The organism is Pantoea sp. Cr_R13, from assembly GCF_029222565.1.
Taxonomy (GTDB): Bacteria; Pseudomonadota; Gammaproteobacteria; order Enterobacterales; family Enterobacteriaceae; genus Pantoea; species Pantoea eucalypti.
Map to the genome: position 1 here is coordinate 543,910 of NZ_JARHXL010000018.1, position 20,627 is coordinate 564,536.

At 55.9% G+C, this 20,627-nt stretch carries 13 protein-coding genes, 1 rRNA gene and 1 riboswitch; of the genes, 6 read left to right on the forward strand and 8 right to left on the reverse strand.

Features of this window, described 5'->3' with window-relative positions; genetic code table 11:
- Window positions 1-70: 70 nt before the first annotated feature.
- Both panS and lysC read right to left on the reverse strand, forming a co-directional pair.
- Complete coding sequence (gene panS, locus P2R09_RS19460; RefSeq protein WP_003855809.1) at window positions 71-988, reverse strand: ketopantoate/pantoate/pantothenate transporter PanS; 918 nt, start codon at window positions 986-988, stop codon at window positions 71-73.
- 260 nt (window positions 989-1,248) lie between these two features.
- Window positions 1,249-2,601, reverse strand: coding sequence for a lysine-sensitive aspartokinase 3 (gene lysC / locus P2R09_RS19465; protein WP_003855819.1), 1,353 nt, complete (start codon window positions 2,599-2,601; stop codon window positions 1,249-1,251).
- Window positions 2,602-2,714: 113 nt separating this feature from the next.
- A riboswitch (Lysine riboswitch) is annotated at window positions 2,715-2,907 on the reverse strand.
- A gap of 391 nt (window positions 2,908-3,298) precedes the next feature.
- On the opposite strand from lysC, the gene pgi reads away from it, so the two are divergent.
- The 5 genes from pgi (at window position 3,299) to P2R09_RS19490 (ending at window position 9,439) form a co-directional block, all read left to right on the forward strand.
- Window positions 3,299-4,945, forward strand: a complete 1,647-nt coding sequence (gene pgi / locus P2R09_RS19470; RefSeq protein WP_275772076.1) for a glucose-6-phosphate isomerase — start codon at window positions 3,299-3,301, stop codon at window positions 4,943-4,945.
- 566 nt (window positions 4,946-5,511) lie between these two features.
- Window positions 5,512-5,769, forward strand: a complete 258-nt coding sequence (yjbE, locus tag P2R09_RS19475) for an exopolysaccharide production protein YjbE (protein ID WP_275772078.1) — start codon at window positions 5,512-5,514, stop codon at window positions 5,767-5,769.
- A 192-nt stretch (window positions 5,770-5,961) separates the two neighbouring features.
- The gene (locus tag P2R09_RS19480; protein WP_275772080.1) at window positions 5,962-6,609 is read left to right on the forward strand and encodes a YjbF family lipoprotein; all 648 of its coding nucleotides are present in this window, start codon (window positions 5,962-5,964) and stop codon (window positions 6,607-6,609) included.
- Window positions 6,606-7,349: a capsule biosynthesis GfcC family protein gene (locus P2R09_RS19485; protein ID WP_275772082.1), complete on the forward strand. Its 744-nt coding sequence runs from the start codon at window positions 6,606-6,608 to the stop codon at window positions 7,347-7,349. Before P2R09_RS19480 ends, P2R09_RS19485 begins: the two co-directional genes overlap by 4 nt.
- Window positions 7,349-9,439, forward strand: a complete 2,091-nt coding sequence (locus tag P2R09_RS19490; protein WP_008926595.1) for a YjbH domain-containing protein — start codon at window positions 7,349-7,351, stop codon at window positions 9,437-9,439. Before P2R09_RS19485 ends, P2R09_RS19490 begins: the two co-directional genes overlap by 1 nt.
- Window positions 9,440-9,676: 237 nt before the next feature.
- Here the strand turns inward: P2R09_RS19490 and metH are convergent, their stop codons facing one another.
- Window positions 9,677-13,360, reverse strand: a complete 3,684-nt coding sequence (metH, locus tag P2R09_RS19495) for a methionine synthase (protein WP_033743441.1) — start codon at window positions 13,358-13,360, stop codon at window positions 9,677-9,679.
- 194 nt (window positions 13,361-13,554) lie between these two features.
- Between metH and iclR the strand changes: the two genes are divergently transcribed.
- Window positions 13,555-14,382, forward strand: a complete 828-nt coding sequence (iclR, locus tag P2R09_RS19500) for a glyoxylate bypass operon transcriptional repressor IclR (RefSeq protein ID WP_003852768.1) — start codon at window positions 13,555-13,557, stop codon at window positions 14,380-14,382.
- Here the strand turns inward: iclR and aceK are convergent.
- The 5 genes from aceK to rrf form a co-directional block, all read right to left on the reverse strand.
- Window positions 14,357-16,105, reverse strand: coding sequence for a bifunctional isocitrate dehydrogenase kinase/phosphatase (gene aceK / locus P2R09_RS19505; RefSeq protein ID WP_008926592.1), 1,749 nt, complete (start codon window positions 16,103-16,105; stop codon window positions 14,357-14,359). The genes iclR and aceK overlap by 26 nt on opposite strands.
- Window positions 16,106-16,167: 62 nt before the next feature.
- Window positions 16,168-17,469, reverse strand: coding sequence for an isocitrate lyase (gene aceA, locus P2R09_RS19510; RefSeq protein ID WP_008926591.1), 1,302 nt, complete (start codon window positions 17,467-17,469; stop codon window positions 16,168-16,170).
- A 17-nt stretch (window positions 17,470-17,486) separates the two neighbouring features.
- Window positions 17,487-19,085: a malate synthase A gene (gene aceB / locus P2R09_RS19515; RefSeq protein WP_275772087.1), complete on the reverse strand. Its 1,599-nt coding sequence runs from the start codon at window positions 19,083-19,085 to the stop codon at window positions 17,487-17,489.
- 262 nt (window positions 19,086-19,347) lie between these two features.
- Window positions 19,348-20,277, reverse strand: a complete 930-nt coding sequence (gene metA, locus P2R09_RS19520) for a homoserine O-succinyltransferase (protein ID WP_090963629.1) — start codon at window positions 20,275-20,277, stop codon at window positions 19,348-19,350.
- Window positions 20,278-20,487: 210 nt separating this feature from the next.
- Window positions 20,488-20,603: ribosomal RNA gene (gene rrf, locus P2R09_RS19525) — 5S ribosomal RNA — on the reverse strand.
- Window positions 20,604-20,627: the final 24 nt, after the last annotated feature.

Consider the following 20,627-nt stretch of genomic DNA (forward strand, 5'->3'; position numbering starts at 1 on the left):
TGCGCCAGGCTGAAAACACCCGGCGCAACGATAATGAGAAGCGGCGCATCATCATCATGCGCCGCCACAGTTACTTCTTCTTAATCGGCTTACCGGACCAGTAACCCGCCAGCAGTGAACCTGACAGGTTGTGCCATACCGAGAACAGCGCACCCGGCAATGCCGCCAGCGGTGAGAAGTAGAGTTTGCCCAGCGTGGCCGCCAGCCCGGAGTTCTGCATGCCAACTTCCAGCGCCAGCGTACGGCAGGTCGACTCATCGAAACCAAACAGCTTGCCACCCCAGTAGCCACCAAGCAGGCCAATCGCGTTATGCAGAATTACCGCCGCGATCACCATCAGACCCACCGATCCAATAAAGCCCTGACTGCCCGCCACCACCGCGCTGATGATCAGCAGAATGCAGACCATGGAAAATGCAGGCAGCCAGGGTTCCACCCGGCGAACCACGCTGTTCATGCTGTGATGAATGATCAGCCCGAGGCTAATCGGGATCACCACAATCTTCACAATACTTAGCAGCATACCCACCACATCAACCTGAATGTGGGTATCAACGTAAAAGCGGGTTAACAACGGCGTGGCGAACACGCCCACCAGCGCAGAAACTGACGAGATCGTGACCGACAGCGCCACATCCCCTTTCGCCAGATAGATCATCACGTTGCTGGCGGTGCCACTGGCAACGGAGCCGACCAGAATCATGCCGGCTGCCAGATCGGGCGGCATATGAAACAGTTTTGCCAGTCCCCAGGCGGCTAACGGCATCACCAGATAGTGCAGAAAGGTTCCGGCAATCACCGGCGCAGGTCGGGTCAGCACCCGTTTGAAATCGTCGATATTCAGCGTCACACCCATGCCGAACATAATCAGCATCAGCAGATAGGTGACCCAGGGGCCGATGCCGAGAAAGGTTCCAGGAGAGTAATACGCGGCGACAGACAACAGCACGGCCCAGAGCGGGAACAGGCGGGTTAACGTGGCGAGCATAGCCAGACTTCCTTATAAGAATGTTATGTTTTATGCAGGTTTGCCATAGAGAATCGCCAGACAGGAACGACTGCCGTGACGAAGGCGGGATCATAACATTTCATTATCATGGCGTAAGGCGAAGATGGGGCGAGGCGGCAAAATGCGGATCGACTGCTGCCGATCCGCAGAATATTGGCGAAATTGCGCTGCTTTTTCCTCTAAACCGCGGTAGATCGAACCACCTTTCACGGCACCGATAATCGGCATTAACCAGAGGATTACTCGAACAGATTGCGATGCAGGGTACGTACCACGCTTTCCGCATCGTTGCCGGGCACCAGGAAGCAGAGATTGTAGCTGCTGGCACCGTAGCAAATCATCCGCAGGTTGAACGGATCGAGTACACCAAACACCTCTTTGCCGACACCGCACGCTTTTGACAGCTGATTGCCGATAATCGCCACCAGCGCCAGATCTTCTTCCACCTCTACCCGGCACAGCGACGAGAGTTCAGTCAGCAAGGCCTGGGTCAGCAGACTGGCGCTGGTTGAGGTCGAGCCGGTGGTGTCGAGGGTCAGCGCCACGCTCACTTCGGAGGTGGTGATCAGGTCAACCGAGACGTTGTGACGTGCCAGAATATTGAAGAGTTCGGCGAGGAAACCAAACGTATGCAGCATGTTAAGGCTATGCAGCGTTAACAGCGTCTGCTTGCGGCGTAAAGCCAGCGCCCGGAACAACGGCGGGTTACGGGTTTCGTTGCAGACGCGGGTTCCGCCCGCTGCCGGATCCTTGCTGGAACCGACGAAGACCGGAATACCCCGACGCACAGCAGGAAGCAGTGTCGCGGGATGCAGCACTTTCGCGCCAAACGTCGCCATTTCGGCGGCTTCTTCGAAAGTGATCTCATCAATGCGCTTCGCCGTCGGCACCACGCGGGGATCGGTGGTGTAGATGCCTGGCACATCTGTCCAGATATCCACCCGCGCCGCATTCAGCGCTTCGCCCAGCAGCGCGGCGGTGTAATCACTGCCGCCACGCCCTAAGGTGGTGGTGCGCCCCTCACGTTCACTGCCAATGAAGCCCTGAGTAATGACCAATGCCTGCCCGATGCGCGGCTGTAACTGCGCCGTCGCCTGCTCCGCCAGCACCTCAACATCCGGTACAGCCCGGCCAAAATGATCGTCGGTGCGCATCACTTTACGGACATCGAACCACTCCGCGTTAACCTGACGTTCACGCAGAATTTCCACAAACAGCAGTGATGACATCAGCTCGCCGTGGCTGACCAGTTCATCAGTCAGGGCGTTAGAGGTGGCCAGTGAAGCCGCTTCAGAGAGCATGCTGATATTGTCGATCATCCGATCGATTTCATCGCGGATCACTTCCGGATGCTGCAGGCGATCGACAATGGCATACTGAATACGGCGGATATCATCAAGCAGAACAGCGCGCTGCGGAGCCTGCTGGCCTTCAGCCAGCGCCACCAGCAGATTGGTAATGCCCGCCGAAGCAGAGAGCACAACCAGACGCGTACTGGCGTCCTGCAACACCACATCGGCGCTGCGGTTCATCGCTTCAAAATCGGCTACGCTGGTGCCGCCAAATTTTGCCACTATCAGAGTTTGAGACATGTAGGACCTCGTGTCAGGTTATCTTGTTCTCGCCGATGAAAGGGTCGAGAAACATTCTTTCAGCCAGGCACAAGGAAAGAGCAGAAACGGGCGGACAAGATCAGATAGACGAGTCACCCAGAAGCGCCCCACCTTGCGAAACGTCGACTGCAGACGTTTCTGGTGACAACCCAGAGGATTCAGCCCCTGTAGCCGACAGGCAGCACACCGCGTGCTGACCCACCTCGGCGTCGCTCCCCATTATGTGTTTTCACCGGATACGGTTCCTCCAACACACTACCTGGGCGACGCGCCTCTTCTGGCTTGCGCACAGGTGCGCAAGTAGGCGCATAGATTTAGCCTTTTCTGGACCTGCTGTCAATGTCAGCGATGGCTGGAGAGTCGCATCAGAAAACAAATTAACCCGCGCCGCAGCGGCTACAGTGCTTAATGGGTTCAGCACCTGCAGCAATCCCTGATACGGCACAACGTTTTGCGCAGACTTTTGCGCCACACTTTGCTGCGCGCTGGCTCTGTGCCCCGCGGGGTGTTCGCGCCAGTGAATGCTGACGATAAACCACAGCGTGCCGATCGCCTGTCCGGTACGCGCTGACAAAATTTTTCCTTTCAGTTACAACTGTGGTCATACTGAAACGCTAAACGGGCATGATGTGCCTCCGATGGAATGACGGTTCTTAATATCAACAAGAGTGTTGCCATGAAAAATATCAATCCGACACAAACCGCAGCCTGGAAAGCGCTGCAACAGCATTTTGAGCAGATGAAATCGGTAGAAATTGCCGATCTGTTCGCCCAGGATGCCGATCGTTTTGCCAAATTCTCTGCCACCTTTGATGATCAGATGCTGGTGGATTTCTCCAAAAACCGCATCACCCAGGAAACGCTCGATAAGCTCCAGGCGCTGGCCAAAGAGACCGATCTCAGCGGTGCCATCAAGTCTATGTTCTCGGGTGAGAAGATTAACCGCACTGAAGATCGTGCAGTGCTGCATGTCGCACTGCGCAACCGGAGCAACACGCCGATTCTGGTGGATGGCAAAGATGTGATGCCAGACGTCAACGCGGTGCTGGACAAGATGAAAGGCTTCTCAGAGCGCATCATCAGCGGTGAATGGAAAGGCTATACCGGTAAAGCGATCACTGACGTAGTGAATATCGGCATCGGCGGCTCCGACCTCGGCCCGTTTATGGTGACAGAGGCGCTGCGCCCGTATAAAAACCATCTGAACATGCATTTTGTCTCCAACGTTGACGGCACCCATATCGCCGAAACGCTGAAAGACCTCAGCCCGGAAACCACCCTGTTCCTGGTTGCCTCTAAGACCTTCACGACTCAGGAAACCATGACCAACGCCCACAGTGCGCGCGACTGGTTCCTGAAAACTGCTGGCGATCAGCAGCACGTAGCGAAACACTTTGCTGCGCTGTCGACCAACGCCAAAGCAGTGGGTGAATTCGGTATCGACACCAACAACATGTTTGAATTCTGGGACTGGGTTGGCGGCCGCTATTCACTGTGGTCAGCCATCGGTCTGTCGATCATTCTCTCGATTGGCTTCGAAAACTTCGAGCAGCTGCTGAGCGGCGCACATGCTATGGACCAGCACTTCGCAACGACCCCGGCTGAGCAGAACCTGCCGGTGCTGCTGGCGCTGATTGGCATCTGGTACAACAATTTCTTTTGTGCTGAAACCGAAGCGATTCTGCCTTATGACCAGTACATGCACCGCTTTGCCGCCTATTTCCAGCAGGGAAATATGGAGTCAAACGGCAAGTATGTGGATCGCGCCGGTCATCCGGTGGACTACCAGACTGGCCCAATCATCTGGGGTGAACCTGGCACTAACGGTCAGCACGCGTTTTATCAGCTGATCCATCAGGGCACCAAGCTGGTTCCGTGTGACTTTATTGCGCCGGCTATTACCCATAACGCGCTGACAGATCACCATCCGAAGCTGCTCTCTAACTTCTTTGCCCAGACCGAAGCGCTGGCGTTTGGTAAATCACGCGACGTTGTCGAGAAAGAGTTTACCGATGCCGGTAAATCTGCAGAGTCAGTGGCCCATATCGTGCCGTTCAAAGTGTTTGAAGGGAACCGCCCGACTAACTCCATCCTGTTGCGTGAGATCACCCCATACAGCCTGGGTGCGCTGATTGCCCTGTATGAGCACAAAATCTTCACTCAGGGCGCCATCCTGAATATCTACACTTTCGATCAGTGGGGTGTGGAATTAGGTAAGCAGCTGGCAAACCGTATTCTGCCGGAACTGGAAAATGAGGATGAAATTACCACTCACGACAGTTCCACCAATGCCTTAATTAATCGTTATAAATCCTGGCGTTAATCGGCATTAATTTTATCGGGCGGCAACCTTGTCGCCCTTTTTTTGTCTGTTTTAACGTTTTATTGGATAATTCATCAGGACAGAGATGCCCGCCAGCACGGGAAAAGTCTTAAAATACCCTAAGATAATTCTGAACATCACTCGCCGGAACAGCGCTTAATCCAGTATAAAGTGGATCTGATAATAGCGACGTTACAAGGTTAACTATTGATTCATAGCCATATTTAATTTTAGACCTTCTGAGTAAATTCTGATTATTCTTATTCCGTACCATTTATAAATAAAAAAGAATATTACGCTTTGCATTCCCCTTAGCTGCAGCGAAATATAGGGTATCAACCGGAAATACTCCGATATAAAAAGCAGTTATCCCCAATATTACTGATTAAATCACGCAATCATGCCGCCATTTCCCCTGGTTTTTATAGCACTGAACTCTGATATTTTGTTGCCCTATAATGAACGCGCCCGCAATGGGACTGTCCGTCGCACTGGTCGCAGCTTGTCTGCATAGCCATTGTCGCTGGTCAGAGATCCTTCATTCACTCAATGCAGGAAACGTTGTTATGAAAAAAACTATGGTTGCCGGTGCAGCCTTGATCCTCGTTGTCGCCTCCTCAAGCGCATTTGCTGCGCCGCAGGAAGCAGGTGAAGCAGGTACTGCAGCAGGCGCGCAGGCGGGAGCAATCTCTGCTGGTGCATCTACCGCTGTCGGTATCGGCGCACTTGGCGCGTTGGTCGGGCTCGGCATTGCCGCTTCTGGCGGTGGTGACGGTGCAAATACCGGTACAACAACCACAACCACGACGAGCACCACTCGTTGATGGATGCCCGAAACGCGTCTGATTACCGAACGGTAACAAACCGGCGAGGCTGAAACTCACTACGGTGAGGATTTCAGCGGAGCCACATTGTCTGCCGCTTTGCAGCCAGACGGTACGGGCAGAGCACCTTTAAACATAACCACACGCCTGTGTGGTTATTTTTACTTTGGCATGACTTATCAGGGACACACAGTGCGCCAACTTCCTCTGCTGCTCGCTTGCCTGCTGCTGCAGGCCTGTACACAAACGCAAAAAGGTCTTGAACAGACTTTGCTGCTCGCGGTTAACGGTCCGGATGACGTCACCGTTACCGATCAACAGGTCAACAATCTCCCCTATGCCAGTCTCTATGCTCGTCTGAATGACGGTTCGCGCATTTTTGTGGTGCTGGGCTACAGCGAGCAGGGACAGCAGAAATGGGTCACTCAGGATCAGGCGATGCTGGTAACACAGCATGGCCGTCTGGTTAAGACCCTGGGCTTACCCGATAACCTGCTGAGCGTCAGCAATCTGCAACAGGATCCGCTCGCTGACAGTCTGCATATCAGCAACGGCGCTGGCTGGACCCGCATCGTACAGTGGACCGAGCAGGGTAAGGTTCGCGGCGCGACCGTGCGTTCAACCTTCCAGCGCGGCACCGACGAGGTGCTGACGGTTGCAGGCAACCGCATCCCATGCCGCGTCTGGCATGAGCAGGTGAGCATCGACAGCAGTAACCGCGAGTGGGAAAACACCTTCTGGATCGATAACAGCAGCGGCGATGTGGTGCAGGCCCATCAGATGCTGGCGGCCGATGCCTTCCCTGTTGATATCACTATTCTGAAGCCGGCGAAATCATGAAAAAAATCACTATTTTGCTGGCCGGGCTGAGCCTGTTCAGCGTCGCAGGGGCGCAGGCTGCTGCGCAGGTTACTGTCCATACACCGCACAATGGCGGTCAGGCTGAGCTGAGCCAGATCACAGATCTCTCACAGCTGGTGACCCTGCCTCCACTGCAGGTCAACACGGACTGGCGCGGTACCTTTATTGCCGAGCGCGGTGCAACCGCAGTCGCCCGGCAGCAATATCAACAGACGATGGGCGCGTTGCGGGCCTGGCGTGCCGACAGCAGCGGCGATCGGGCGGTGGCCATTGATGAGGTGATTCGCCAGCTGAGCGCCATCAAAGTGACTGGTCGTCAGTTCACGTCGCTCGACCCGGACTGGATCCGCTTACATCCGGCGGACAACCGTCGGCTGGAAGGCAGCTATGACCTCTATCTGCAGGCGCCCACCGATTCTGTGCTGCTGCTCGGCGCACTCAGCGGCGCAGGCAAGGTGAGCTGGCAGCCGGGTAAATCAGTACGCGACTATCTGGATGGTCATGACGCACTCTCCGGGGCAGAACGCAATTTTGTCACGGTGATTGCCCCTTCAGGCGCCACACAGCAGGTGCCGGTTGCTTACTGGAATCGTCGCCATGCGGAAGTGGAGCCAGGCAGCGTTATCTGGCTGGGCTTTTCGTCATGGAGCCTGCCAGGCAGTGATGAAGACCTGAACGATCGCATCCTTTCCGTACTGACTCACCGGATACCAGACTGATGAAAAAACGTTATCTCTTCAGCCTGTTGGCTGTTTCTGTGGCGGCAGCCTGTCAGGCGCAGGCTGACACTTTCCCCGCGCCGGTGGGTCCTTCACAATCCGATTTCGGTGGTGTTGGCCTGATGCAGGTGCCGACGGCGCGCATGTCCAGAGAGGGTGAATTCAGCCTCAACGCCCGCGACAACGATCAGTATCGTTACTACTCTGCCTCACTGCAGCTCTTCCCCTGGCTGGAAACCACCGTGCGTTATACCGACGTGCGGACCCGTCAGTACAGTGCGGTATCAGAATTCAGCGGCACACAGAGCTACAAAGATAAAGCCTTCGATTTGAAACTGCGCCTGTGGCAGGAAGGTTTCTGGCTGCCAGAGGTGGCGGTGGGAACCCGCGATCTCGGCGGTACTGGCCTGTTCGACAGCGAATATCTGGTGGGAACCAAAGCCTGGGGACCGTTCGACTTTACGCTGGGCGTCGGCTGGGGCTACCTCGGCAACAGCGGCACGCTGAAGAACCCCTTCTGCTCATACAGCGACAGCTATTGTCAGCGTCCGAAAGTGGGCGAAGCGGGTTCCATCAATGGCTCGCAGATGTTCCATGGTCCGACTGCCCTGTTTGGCGGCGTGGAGTATCAGACGCCCTGGCAGCCGCTGCGCCTTAAGATGGAATATGAAGGCAACGACTACCAGAATGACTTTGCTGGCCGCCTTGATCAGCGCAGCAAGCTCAACGTCGGGGCAATCTATCGTGTGACCGACTGGGCCGACATCAACGCCAGCTACGAACGCGGCAATACCTTTATGTTTGGTGTCACCATCCGTACCAACTTCAACGATCTGCGTCAGGCGCACATCGACAGCGAGAAGCCGGCCTATAATCCGCAGCCGCAGCCGAAACTGCTGGAACCGACGGTAGTGGGCACGCAGCTGACTGATCTCAAGTACAACGCCGGCCTGGACGGTCCGCAGATTCAGACTCAGGGCCACACGCTCTATGTGTCAGGTGAACAGACGAAGTATCGGGATACCCGTGAAGGCGTCGATCGCGCTAACCGCATCATAATGAACCATCTGCCTGATGGTATCGACACCATCAGTGTCACTGAGTCACGCTTTAACATGCCGCAGGTCACCACTGAGACCCAGGTCGCCAGCCTGCGTAACGATCTGGAAGGCTATCCGCTGGGCCATGAGCAGCCGCTGCAACAGACCCGTAAAGAGCCGGTCGATCCGGGGAATACTGAGCAGGGTATGTTTATCCGTAAAGATCGCCTGAACTACAGCCTTTCTCCGGTGCTGAATCAGTCGGTGGGCGGCCCGGAAAGCTTCTATATGTATCAGGTCGGCGTCATGGCAAACGCGGATTACTGGCTGACAGATCACCTGCTGGTAGGCGGCAGCCTGTTTGGTAACCTCGCCAACAACTATGACAAGTTCAACTATAACGGCGCACCGGCTGACTCTTCACTGCCGCGCGTACGTACGCACATCCGCGACTACGTTGAGAACAACGTTTACGTCAACGATCTGCAGGCGAACTATATGGGCCACCTCGGTAATGGCTTTTATGGTCAGGTCTACGGCGGGTATCTTGAGACAATGTACGGCGGCGTGGGCGGCGAGCTGCTCTATCGTCCGGTCGATGCGAACTGGGCGGTGGGCGTCGATGCCAACTACGTCCGTCAGCGTGACTGGGACAATATGATGCAGTTTAACCGCTATAAAGCGGCAACCGGCAACCTGACGGGCTACTGGCGTCCATGGTTCATGCAGGATGTACTGGTGAAAACCAGCGTCGGTCAGTATCTGGCGAAAGATAAAGGCGTGACGGTTGATGTGTCGAAGCGCTTCGACAGCGGCGTGATGGTCGGTGTTTATGCCACCAAAACCAATGTGTCGTCTGAAGAGTATGGCGAAGGCGACTTCACCAAAGGCTTCTATATCTCCATCCCGATGGATCTGTTCACCGTGACGCCAACGCGTGGTCGCGCGCAGGTGAACTGGGTGCCGTTAACGCGTGATGGTGGTCAGATGCTGGGCCGTAAGTACCAGCTGTATGATCTGACGTCGGATCGCGACGCTCGCTTTAACTAAGCAGAGGCGGCCTTCGGGCCGCTCAACGCTGTTTACAGAAGCAGGCTCAGGGAGCAAACGCTCTGCGTAAAGACGCAAAAACGCCATCCGTGGCATGCTCAGCGCGGGCCATCCCTGGCGCGGGACGCTTTCCTCCTCTAACCGGGTTCCCTGGGCGTTGAGTTTCTTCATTGCTGCCAGATTTACCCGGAGCTGGATTTGTCAGCAGTCTGAAGCGGCCCTGTGGCCGCTTTTTATTTAGTCTGCATCGTAGCCGAGATTCGGCGCCAGCCAGCGCTCCACCTCCGTAACCGACATCCCTTTGCGTGCCGCATAATCTTCCACCTGATCACGCTGAATCTGCGCCACGGCGAAATAGCGGCTGTCAGGATGGCTGAAATACCAGCCAGACACCGCCGCACCCGGCCACATCGCATAAGACTCGGTGAGTTTCATGCCGGTCTGCGCTTCCACTGCCAGCAGACGCCAGATAGTGGCTTTTTCGGTATGCTCCGGGCAGGCCGGATAGCCTGGCGCCGGACGTATCCCCTGATAATTTTCGCGAATCAGCTCTTCGTTGCTGAGATTTTCGTTGGGCGCAAAGCCCCAGATCACCTTACGCACCCGCTCGTGCAGGTATTCGGCAAAGGCTTCTGCCAGACGGTCAGCCAGCGCTTTCACCATGATCTTGTTGTAGTCGTCGTGCTGACGATCATAAGCCTCCGCCAGCGCATCCTCTTCCAGTCCGCCTGTCACCGCGAACGCGCCAAGATAATCCGCTTTTCCGGAGGTTTTCGGCGCGACAAAATCCGCCAGGCAGTAGTTAGCGAAGTCGGTTTTCTCGGTCTGTTGACGTAAGTGATGACTCACACACAACACTTCATCGCGCCGCTCATCACTGTAGAGATGAATATCATCGCCGACCCGGTTCGCCGGGAAAATACCGACCACACCACGCGGTTTCAGCAGTGCCTGCTCACTTAATCTGTCGAGCATCGCATTGGCATCGGCGAACAGACGCTGCGCCTCTTCACCGACCACCTCATCTTCAAGAATGCGGGGATATTTGCCCGCCAGCGACCAGGTCATAAAGAATGGCGTCCAGTCGATGTAGTGGCGCAGCGTAGCAATGCTGGCCTCCACCTGGCTGACACCGAGACGGTGCGGCACTGGCGGCGAGTAGCTTTCCCAGTCAATCGACGTGGCGTTATCGCGTGCCGTCTGCAGCGAGACCGGCGGCGTGCGCGGCTTTTTGCGCGCATGCTGGATGCGTACGGTTTCGTACTCTTTGCGCGTTCGGGCAACGAAATCGTCTTTTAAGGTGGCGGAGAGCAGTGATGAAACGACGCCAACGGTGCGTGAGGCGTTCTGCACGTAGACCGTCGGGCCGCTGTAGTGCTGCTCAATTTTGACGGCAGTATGTGCCTTCGAGGTGGTCGCGCCGCCAATCAGCAGCGGTATGGTAAAGCCCTGACGCTCCATCTCTTTTGCCATATTGACCATCTCATCCAGCGACGGCGTAATCAGACCGGATAAGCCAATGATGTCCGCATTCACTTCGCGCGCCGTTTTAAGGATTTTTTCGCCCGGCACCATCACGCCAAGGTCGACAATTTCGTAGTTATTACACTGCAGCACCACGCCGACAATGTTTTTGCCGATGTCATGCACATCGCCTTTAACGGTGGCCAGCACGATTTTACCGTTGCTGCGCCCCGCCTCTTTGCTGGCTTCGATAAAGGGCTCCAGATAAGCCACCGCCTGCTTCATTACGCGTGCCGATTTCACCACCTGCGGCAGGAACATTTTGCCTTCGCCGAACAGGTCACCGACCACGTTCATGCCGGACATCAGCGGACCTTCAATCACTTCTATCGGACGCGGCACCTGCTGGCGCGCCTCTTCGGTATCCTGCTCAATAAACTCCGTGATCCCCTTAACCAGGGAATACTCCAGTCGCTTCACCACGTCCCAGCTTCGCCACTCGGCGAGCTGCTTTTCCTGCGCACCATCGCTTTTGCCGCCACGGTATTTCTCTGCCAGCGCCAGCAGCCGCTCGGTGCCATCATCCCGGCGGTTAAGGATCACATCTTCTACCGCCTCGCGCAGTTCTGTCGGCAGATCGTCATAGATGGCCAGCTGACCTGCGTTAACGATGCCCATATCCATGCCGTTTCGGATGGCGTAGTAGAGGAACACCGCGTGTATTGCTTCACGAACCGGATCGTTGCCCCGGAATGAAAACGATACGTTGGAGACGCCGCCGGAGATCATGGCATGGGGCAGTTCACGCTTGATATCTTCACAGGCACCGATGAAATCCATGGCGTAGTTGTTGTGTTCGTCGATGCCGGTGGCGACTGCAAAAATGTTGGGATCGAAGATAATATCTTCCGGTGGAAAACCGACCTGCTCGGTGAGGATCTGGTAAGCACGGCGGCAGATCTCAATTTTACGGGCGCGCGTATCCGCCTGGCCCACTTCGTCAAACGCCATGACTACCATCGCCGCCCCATAACGCCGGACCTGCCGCGCATGGTGGATGAAGGCGGCTTCACCCTCTTTCATCGAAATCGAGTTCACGATCCCTTTGCCCTGAATGCACTGCAGCCCTTTCTCAATGACCTCCCATTTGGAGGAGTCGATCATGATCGGCACGCGGGCAATATCGGGCTCGCCTGCAATCAGATTCAGGAAGCGCACCATCGCTGCTTCAGCATCGAGCATCCCTTCATCCATGTTGATGTCGATGATCTGCGCGCCGCTCTGCACCTGCTGCAGCGCCACTTCAAGCGCTTCGTTGTACTTCTCTTCTTTGATCAGCCGCTTAAATTTTGCGGAGCCAGTGACGTTGGTGCGCTCACCAACGTTAACAAACAGTGACTCTGCGGTGATGTTCAGCGGCTCAAGACCCGAGAGACGACAGGCCACTGGAATCGTCGGCAATGGACGCGGCGCAACACCGTCAACCGCCGCGACCATGGCAGCGATATGCTTCGGCGTCGTACCACAACAGCCGCCAATAATATTCAGGAAACCCGAGGTCGCCCATTCACCAATCTGCTGCGCCATCAACTCTGCATCAAGATCGTATTCGCCGAACGCGTTGGGCAGACCGGCGTTAGGATGGGCAGTCACGTAGCCTTCAGCAATGCGTGACAGCTCCGCCACATACTGACGCAGTTCATCCGGTCCCAGCGCGCAGTTCAGGCCAAAAGAGAGCGGTTCGGCATGGCGCAGTGAGTTGTAAAAGGCTTCCGTGGTCTGGCCGGAGAGCGTCCGGCCTGACGCATCGGTGATGGTGCCGGAGATCATCAGCGGCAGCGTGACACCCAGCGCTTCCATCTCGGTCTGCACTGCATAGATGGCGGCTTTGGCATTCAGCGTATCGAACACCGTTTCGATCATAATGATGTCGGAACCGCCCTCCACCAGCGCACGGGTTGATTCGCGGTATGCCTCTACCAGCTGATTAAAGGTGACGTTTCGGTAAGCCGGATCGTTGACGTCGGGTGAGATCGAGCAGGTGCGGTTGGTCGGGCCGAGCACCCCCGCGACATAACGCGGGCGGTCCGGTGTTTTCGCCGTCCATGCATCTGCGCAGGCTCGCGCCAGCCGGGCCGCTTCATAATTGATCTCCGCCGACAGACTTTCCATCTGGTAGTCCGCCATCGCAATCGACGTGGCGTTAAAGGTATTGGTTTCGAGGATATCTGCACCTGCAGCCAGATAAGCGTCGTGGATCTCGCGGATCACGTCCGATTTACTCAGCACCAGCAGATCGTTGTTGCCTTTGAGATCGCAGGGCCAGTCAGCAAAACGGCTGCCGCGATAATCCTCTTCCTCCAGCCGGTAACTCTGGATCATGGTGCCCATGCCGCCATCCAACACCATAATGCGTTGTGCGAGCTGCTGATGCAGCGCGTCGATTTTATTGCTCACTGTTGCCCCATTCACGTCAGTCTGCTGGCGGAAAACCCTGTTTTCCATTCTGGCACAACCCTGTCTGGCGACAAAGTAACCTCACCTGAGAGATTTTCAGATCACCGCCTCACAGGTCTGACCAGAAAACCAGCGTTTGCAAACCGCGTGATTAAAACGAAAATGATTTCCACAATGCAAAAGGAGAGACAACAATGGCCACGCCCGTTCCTGTTAAGCGCGGTAAGAAACCCCGCGGCACCCCTGTCGCCGCACCCGCGGGCGGTCAGGTTCAATCGCTGACGCGCGGCCTGACGCTGCTGGAGCTGATTGCAGATTCACATGGCAGCGTGGCGCTGACCGAGCTGGCGCAGCAGGCGGGTTTGCCAAACTCCACTACGCATCGCCTGCTCAGCACCATGCAGCAACAGGGCTTTGTCCGCCAGGTGGGCGATCTCGGGCTATGGACGATTGGCGCACACGCCTTTGTGGTTGGCAGCAGTTTCCTGCAAAGCCGTAATCTGCTGGCGCTGGTTCATCCGGTGTTGCGGAGCCTGATGGAGCAGTCCGGTGAAACAGTGAATCTGGCGGTGCTGGACCTCAGTGACTATCAGGCGGTGATCATTGATCAGGTGCAGTGCACCCAGCTGATGCGGATGTCAGCACCGATTGGCGGCAAGCTGCCAATGCATGCGTCAGGCGCGGGCAAAGCCTTTCTGGCCCATCTGGGTGAAGAACAGATTACTGCCCTGCTGCATCAGAAAGGATTGCACTACTACACGCCAAAAACCCTGATGTCGCCACAGAGTCTGAAAGAGAATCTGGCACAGGTGCGTAAAGCGGGCTTTTCGCTGGATGATGAAGAGCATGCACTCGGACTGCGCTGTGTCGCTGCACCCATCTATGATGAACATGGCGAGGCGTTTGCTGCCCTCTCCATCTCCGGCCCTATCGCCCGCATGACAGACGACAGGATTACGGAATTAGGTGCGCTGGTCATCCGCGAAGCGCGTCAGGTTACGCTGGCGTACAGCGGTCGCTAACCCTCTCTGGCGTATAGCAGACGCTGAAACGCTGCGTCTGCCGCCAGGCGATCACCTCTTCAACGTGGCCCTGCGCGATGCGCTGCTGCTGTGCGCGCCACCAGCTGGCGTCGAATATTTCCGGATGCAGTTCCAGCAGCAAAGCGCCGGTCGCGGTTTCGCTGCATAACGCATAGCGGAAGGTTTCGGGAAAGACATCGTCTGGCCCCACGCTGTACCACGGCTCGGCACTGAGTTCATCTTCCTCATAGCGTGCCGCGGGCACCTCCCGGAAGTTCAGCTCCTGCATCGGGCGGATCTCATCGTAATCGTAAAATATCACCCGCCCATGACGGGTTATGCCGAAGTTTTTAAACAGCATATCGCCGGGAAAGATATTGGCTGCCGCCAGTTGTCGAATGGCATTGCCATACTCTTCAATGGCATGACGTCGCTCGGCTGGGCTGGCCTGGGCAAGATAGAGATTCAGCGGCTGCATACGGCGCTCCAGCCACAGATGACGAATAATCAGGCGATCGCCTTCGATATACAGCTTCTCTGCCACACAGGCGTGGAGTTCCGCCAGCAGCGCCGGTGAGATGCGCGCCAGCGGCAGTGCAAACTGTTCAAACTCCTGGGTATCGGCCATGCGCCCCACGCGGTCGTGCTCTTTGACCTGCTGATAACAGGCGCGGACCTGTGCTTCCGTCACCTCTTTTTGCGGTGCGAAGCGATCCCTGATGACCTTGAATACCCAGTCAAAGCCCGGCAGCGTGAAGACCAGCATCACCATGCCGCGCACGCCAGGCGCGATCTCAAAGGCCGTTTCACTCTCTGCCAGCGCCTGAAGATATTCGCGATAGCTTTCCGTTTTACCGTGCTTCTGGCAGCCAATCGCCATATAGCGTTCGGCCAGTGTTTTAACGGGAAGAATGGGTTGCAGCCAGGCGACCAGTGCCGCAGGTACCGGGGCATACACCATGAAATAGGCGCGGGCAAAACCAAAGACAATGCTGGCGTCATTCACATCCGTCAGACAGGTGTCGATCCACAGTTCGCCGGTTTCCGTGCGTTGGATCGGCAACAGACAGGGAAAGATACCCGCTGGCAGATGCAGACGCGCCACCAGCCAGGCCGTTTTGTTGCGATAAAAGAGCTCACTGTTGACCTCGAGCCATGCCTCGCTCAGCCGGGGAAAATGCGACTCCAGGTGGCGGACAATCCAGCCCACATCACGCGCGCGGTGCTGCCACGGTAGCGTCAGCGGTAAATCCTCCAGTATCTGATCTACCAATGCCCGCCAGCCCCGCTCCGGCTGGTAACGCCGTGATAAGGGGCGCAGAGGTGTGACCGGCACGGTCAGGGACTGAGAGCTGAAGATAAACAGCCGGTCAGGTTGCAGGTCAGCATGTCCGTGTAGCCGGCAATAGACGGAATTAAAGAAGCTTTCGGCAATTTCGTGCCGGGGATAGCCAGGCAGCAGGCTTTGATAGTGATCCTTGACCCTCAGCCAGAACATCGCATCCCAGCTTGCCGCACCGTTCAGCACGCGCAGTTGATCGGCAACCAGGCTGACGTGATGATCATAGAGATGAATGCGAGCCTTCATGGCATGCTGCACTGCCTGCCATTCCGCCTGCTCAAAGCGCTGCTGCGCACCGGCAGTAATATCCAGAAAGCGGCCATACTGAGCATCAAATCCCTGCAGGATAGTGTGGGCAATCAACGATTCGCGTGGCGGCATAGTCAGCTCCGGTCAATGCCCGCCCGCATGGTGCGGGCGGGGAACCCATCAGAGGAGAAGCGTCAGAACTGGTGCTCTTCGGTCGAGCCGGTGAGCGCGGTGACCGAGGATTTACCGCCCTGAATGATGTTGGTCACCTGATCGAAATAGCCGGTGCCCACTTCCTGCTGATGTGACGAGAAGCTATAACCGCGATAGCGGGCCGCGAACTCAGGCTGCTGAACCTTTTCCACATAGTGGCGCATCCCTTCACCCTGCGCGTAGGCATGGGCCAGATCGAACATGTTGAACCACATGCTGTGGATGCCTGCCAGCGTGATGAACTGGAAGCGATACCCCATGTCGCTGAGCGCCTGCTGAAATTGCGCGATAGTGCGGTCATCGAGGTTCTTTTTCCAGTTAAACGAGGGCGAGCAGTTGTAGGCCAGTAGCTTGCCGGGGAAACGCGCATGAATAGCGTCAGCAAAACGCTGCGCCATCGCAAGATCCGGTGTTGAGGTTTCACACCACAGGATGTCTGCATAAGGTGCATAGGCCAGTCCGCGACTGATCGCCTGTTCAATACCGGCATGAGTGCGGAAGAAGCCTTCTGCCGTCCTGTCGCCCCGGATAAAGGGACGATCGTATTCATCGCAGTCTGAGGTAATCAGGTCAGCGGCGTCGGCGTCGGTGCGAGCCAGCAGCACGGTTGGCACACCCATCACATCGGCCGCCAGTCGTGCCGCCACCAGTTTCTGAATCGCTTCCTGGGTCGGTACCAGCACTTTGCCACCCATGTGACCGCATTTTTTAACCGCCGCCAGCTGGTCTTCGAAGTGGACAGCCGCCGCCCCCGCCTGAATCATCGCCTTCATCAGCTCATAGGCATTGAGCACGCCGCCAAAACCGGCTTCAGCATCGGCAACAATCGGCAGGAAGAAATCAGTATGCCGGCTGTCGCCCTCTTCAATGCCGCTGGACCACTGAATCTGATCGGCACGCTGAAACGTCTGGTTAATGCGGGTCACCACTTCCGGTACGGAGTTCACCGGGTAGAGCGACTGATCGGGATACATCTGTCCTGCCACATTGGCATCCGCAGCCACCTGCCAGCCAGAGAGATAGATCGCTTCAATGCCCGCTTTGGCCTGTTGCAGTGCCTGCCCGCCACTGAGCGCACCCAGGCTGTTGATGTAACCTTTCTTCGCCTCGCCGTTCAGCAGCGCCCATAACTTTTCGGCACCGCGCTCTGCCAGCGTACAGGCAGGCAGAACGGAGCCGCGCAGATTAACCACCTCTGCTGCGCTGTAAGGGCGGATAATGCCCTCCCAGCGTGCGGTCTGCCAGAGTTGTTCCAGTTGATCGATCTGTTGAGTACGTGTCATGGCAATAGCTCCTCTGTTCAGGGGATCAGGCGGTAGCCTGGCAGGGTAAGAAAGGAAACCAGTTCGCGTTCGGTGGTGATCTGCGCCATCAGCTGTGCCGCGTCGTCATAGCGACCAGCGCTGAAGTGGGCTTCGCCCAGCGCGTTTTGCAGCAGATGCAGCTCTTCGTTCAGCCAGCGCAGAAACAGTTCGGCCGTAACCTGCTGGCCGTTGTTCAGGATTTGCTGATGACGAATCCATTGCCAGATTGAGGTCCGTGCAATCTCAGCGGTGGCGGCATCCTCCATCAGCCCGTCAATCGGCACACAGCCGTTACCGCTGATCCAGGCTTCAAGGTATTGCAGCGCGACGCGGATGTTGGCGCGCATCCCCGCTTCGGTGCGCTCACCCTGACAGGGCGCAAGTAACTGCTCCGCCGTGATCGGGGCATCCTCTTCCCGCATAACATGCAACTGGTTGGGTTGGTCGCCCAGCACGGCATTGAAGACCGCCATAGCGGTGTCTGCCAGGCCCGGATGCGCAATCCAGGTTCCGTCATGCCCGTTGCCCGCCTCACGCTGTTTATCTTCCGTCACGCGCTGCAGTACCCAGGCATTACGTGTTGGGTCTTTAGCAGGAATCAGGGCTGACATTCCCCCCATCGCGAAGGCTCCCCGACGGTGACAGGTTTTAATCAGCAGACGTGAGTAAGCATCCAGAAACGGCTGCGACATAGTGACTGACTGGCGATCCGGCAGAACGCGATCCGCATGCTGTTTCAGGGTTTTGATGTAGCTGAAGATGTAATCCCAGCGGCCGCAGTTGAGGCCCACAATGTGATCGCGCAGATTCCACAGGATCTCATCCATCTGAAACACAGCGGGTAACGTTTCAATCAGGACGGTAGCCTTGATCGTACCGCGCGGCAGATCGAACTGATCCTCGCTGAAACTGAAGATCTCACGCCACCAGGCGATCTCCTGCCAGCTCTCTGTTTTCGGCAGATAGAAGTAAGGTCCGCTGCCTTTGGCCAGTAAAGGCCGGACGTTGTGGAAGAAATAGAGCGCGAAATCAAACAGCCCGCCCGGAATCGCCTCACCCTGCCAGCTGACATGTTTCTCTGACAGATGCAGACCGCGAACCCGGCACATCAGCACCGCTGGATTTGCGCCGAGCTGATAAATTTTGCCTTTGTCGCTGGTGTAACTCAGCGTACCCTGCACCGCCTCGCGCAGTGTCAGCTGCCCTTCCATCAGTTTTGACCACTCTGGTGACAGCGAATCCTCAAAGTCGGCCATAAAGACTTTTACGTTTGAGTTCAGGGCATTAATGACCATTTTTCGATCCGGTGGGCCGGTGATCTCAACCCGACGATCTTCTAAGTCGGCCGGAATGGATTGAATACGCCACGCACTCTCTCTTATGGAAGCGGTTTCCATATCGAAGTCTGGCAGATAGCCCAGGTCATAGCGTTGCTGACGCTGCTGGCGTGCCAACAACAGCTCGTTGCGTTGCGATGCAAAGCGTGCGACCAGCGCTTCCAGAAAAGAAACCGCTTCGGGCATTAACAGCTGTTGTTCGGCATGGCTAAAGGGCTGGCTGAAATTCAGCGCAGGGCTGATCACTGAGTCTGTCATGCTGGCGTTCTCCTGTATTCAAAGGATCGAATGCAGCGGATCCACACGGTGTTTATTTTGTGAGCTACAGGATCAGAGCATAAGCATTTATTTATCTAAATCAAAAACTATTTCCATTTTTATAAATTAAACTATCTATCCTGATGTTTTATATGGATTTAAAGTTTTATTTATTAAAGGAACGACTTTCATTGCTGTTTTTCAGGCGAAAAAAAACCGTGTTGCCATCGGCTAACACGGTTCAGTTGATCGTTGGGCGGGACTATTCCAGCGTCGGATTCATGCGACGCAGATCGAATGGCGTAATCTGATAAACGTAGTAGTTGAGCCAGTTGGAGAACAGCAGATTACCGTGGCTACGCCAGGTCGCGCGAGGTGGCAGGGCCGGATTATCCTGTGGGAAATAGTTATAGGGGACTTCCGGATTCACACCCGCTTCATAATCACGATGATACTCACCAGACAGCGTCAGCGCGTCATACTCCGGATGGCCAGTAACAAATACCAGGCGTTTGTCTTTACTCGCCATCAGATAGGCACCGGTCTGTTCCGATTCAGCAAACAGCTCAAGATCGGTGTAATCCGTGATCAGTTGAGTAGGAAAATCAGCATAACGAGAGTGTGGTGCGAGGAAATTATCATCAAAACCCCGGGTCAGTAAGGCATGAGGATGCAATATCTGATGCTCATAGACGCCGGACAGTTTGTTATGCCGGGTTTGCTTGGGAATGCCATACAGAATATTAAGCGCCGCCTGCACGGCCCAGCAGACAAACAGCGTTGAGGTGACGTGCTCATTTGCCCAGTGCAGCACGCGCTGAATCTGGGGCCAGTAAGCAACATCATTAAAATCGACCAGCCCCAGTGGCGCACCTGTCACGATTAAGCCGTCATAGTTGTCATGCTGGATATCTTCAAAATTGCAGTAGAAGTTGTTGAGGTGCTCAGTGGGCGTATTGCGTGACTCGCGGCTGTCGATGCGCAGCAGCTGAATATCGATCTGTAAGGGCGAGTTGGAAAGCAGACGCAGAAACTGATTCTCTGTTTCGATCTTTTTCGGCATCAGATTCAGTATGAGCACTTTAAGCGGTCGGATCTCCTGAACACTGGCGCGCGACGACGTCATGACAAAGACGTTTTCGTCACGCAAAAAATTCACTGCCGGTAATTCGTCGGGAACCCTGATTGGCATAACCTGCTCACCTCTCGCAACCATATAAACGTTTAGACATCTGGATGCCCAACATTAGCCTGATCGTTGTGAGATGTCGAGGTTTCATGCAGAAAATGAAAATGTTTCAGCTTAAAGGGGCATAGTGTTAAAGGGATATAGCACAGACGCAAATAATGCAGACGTAAAAAAGCCCCGCACTTCCGTGCGGGGCTTCTTCACTTATATAATGCCTGGCAGTTCCCTACTCTCGCATGGGGAGACCCCACACTACCATCGGCGCTACGGCGTTTCACTTCTGAGTTCGGCATGGGGTCAGGTGGGACCACCGCGCTAAAGCCGCCAGGCAGATTCTGTTCTCCGCGCCGCCC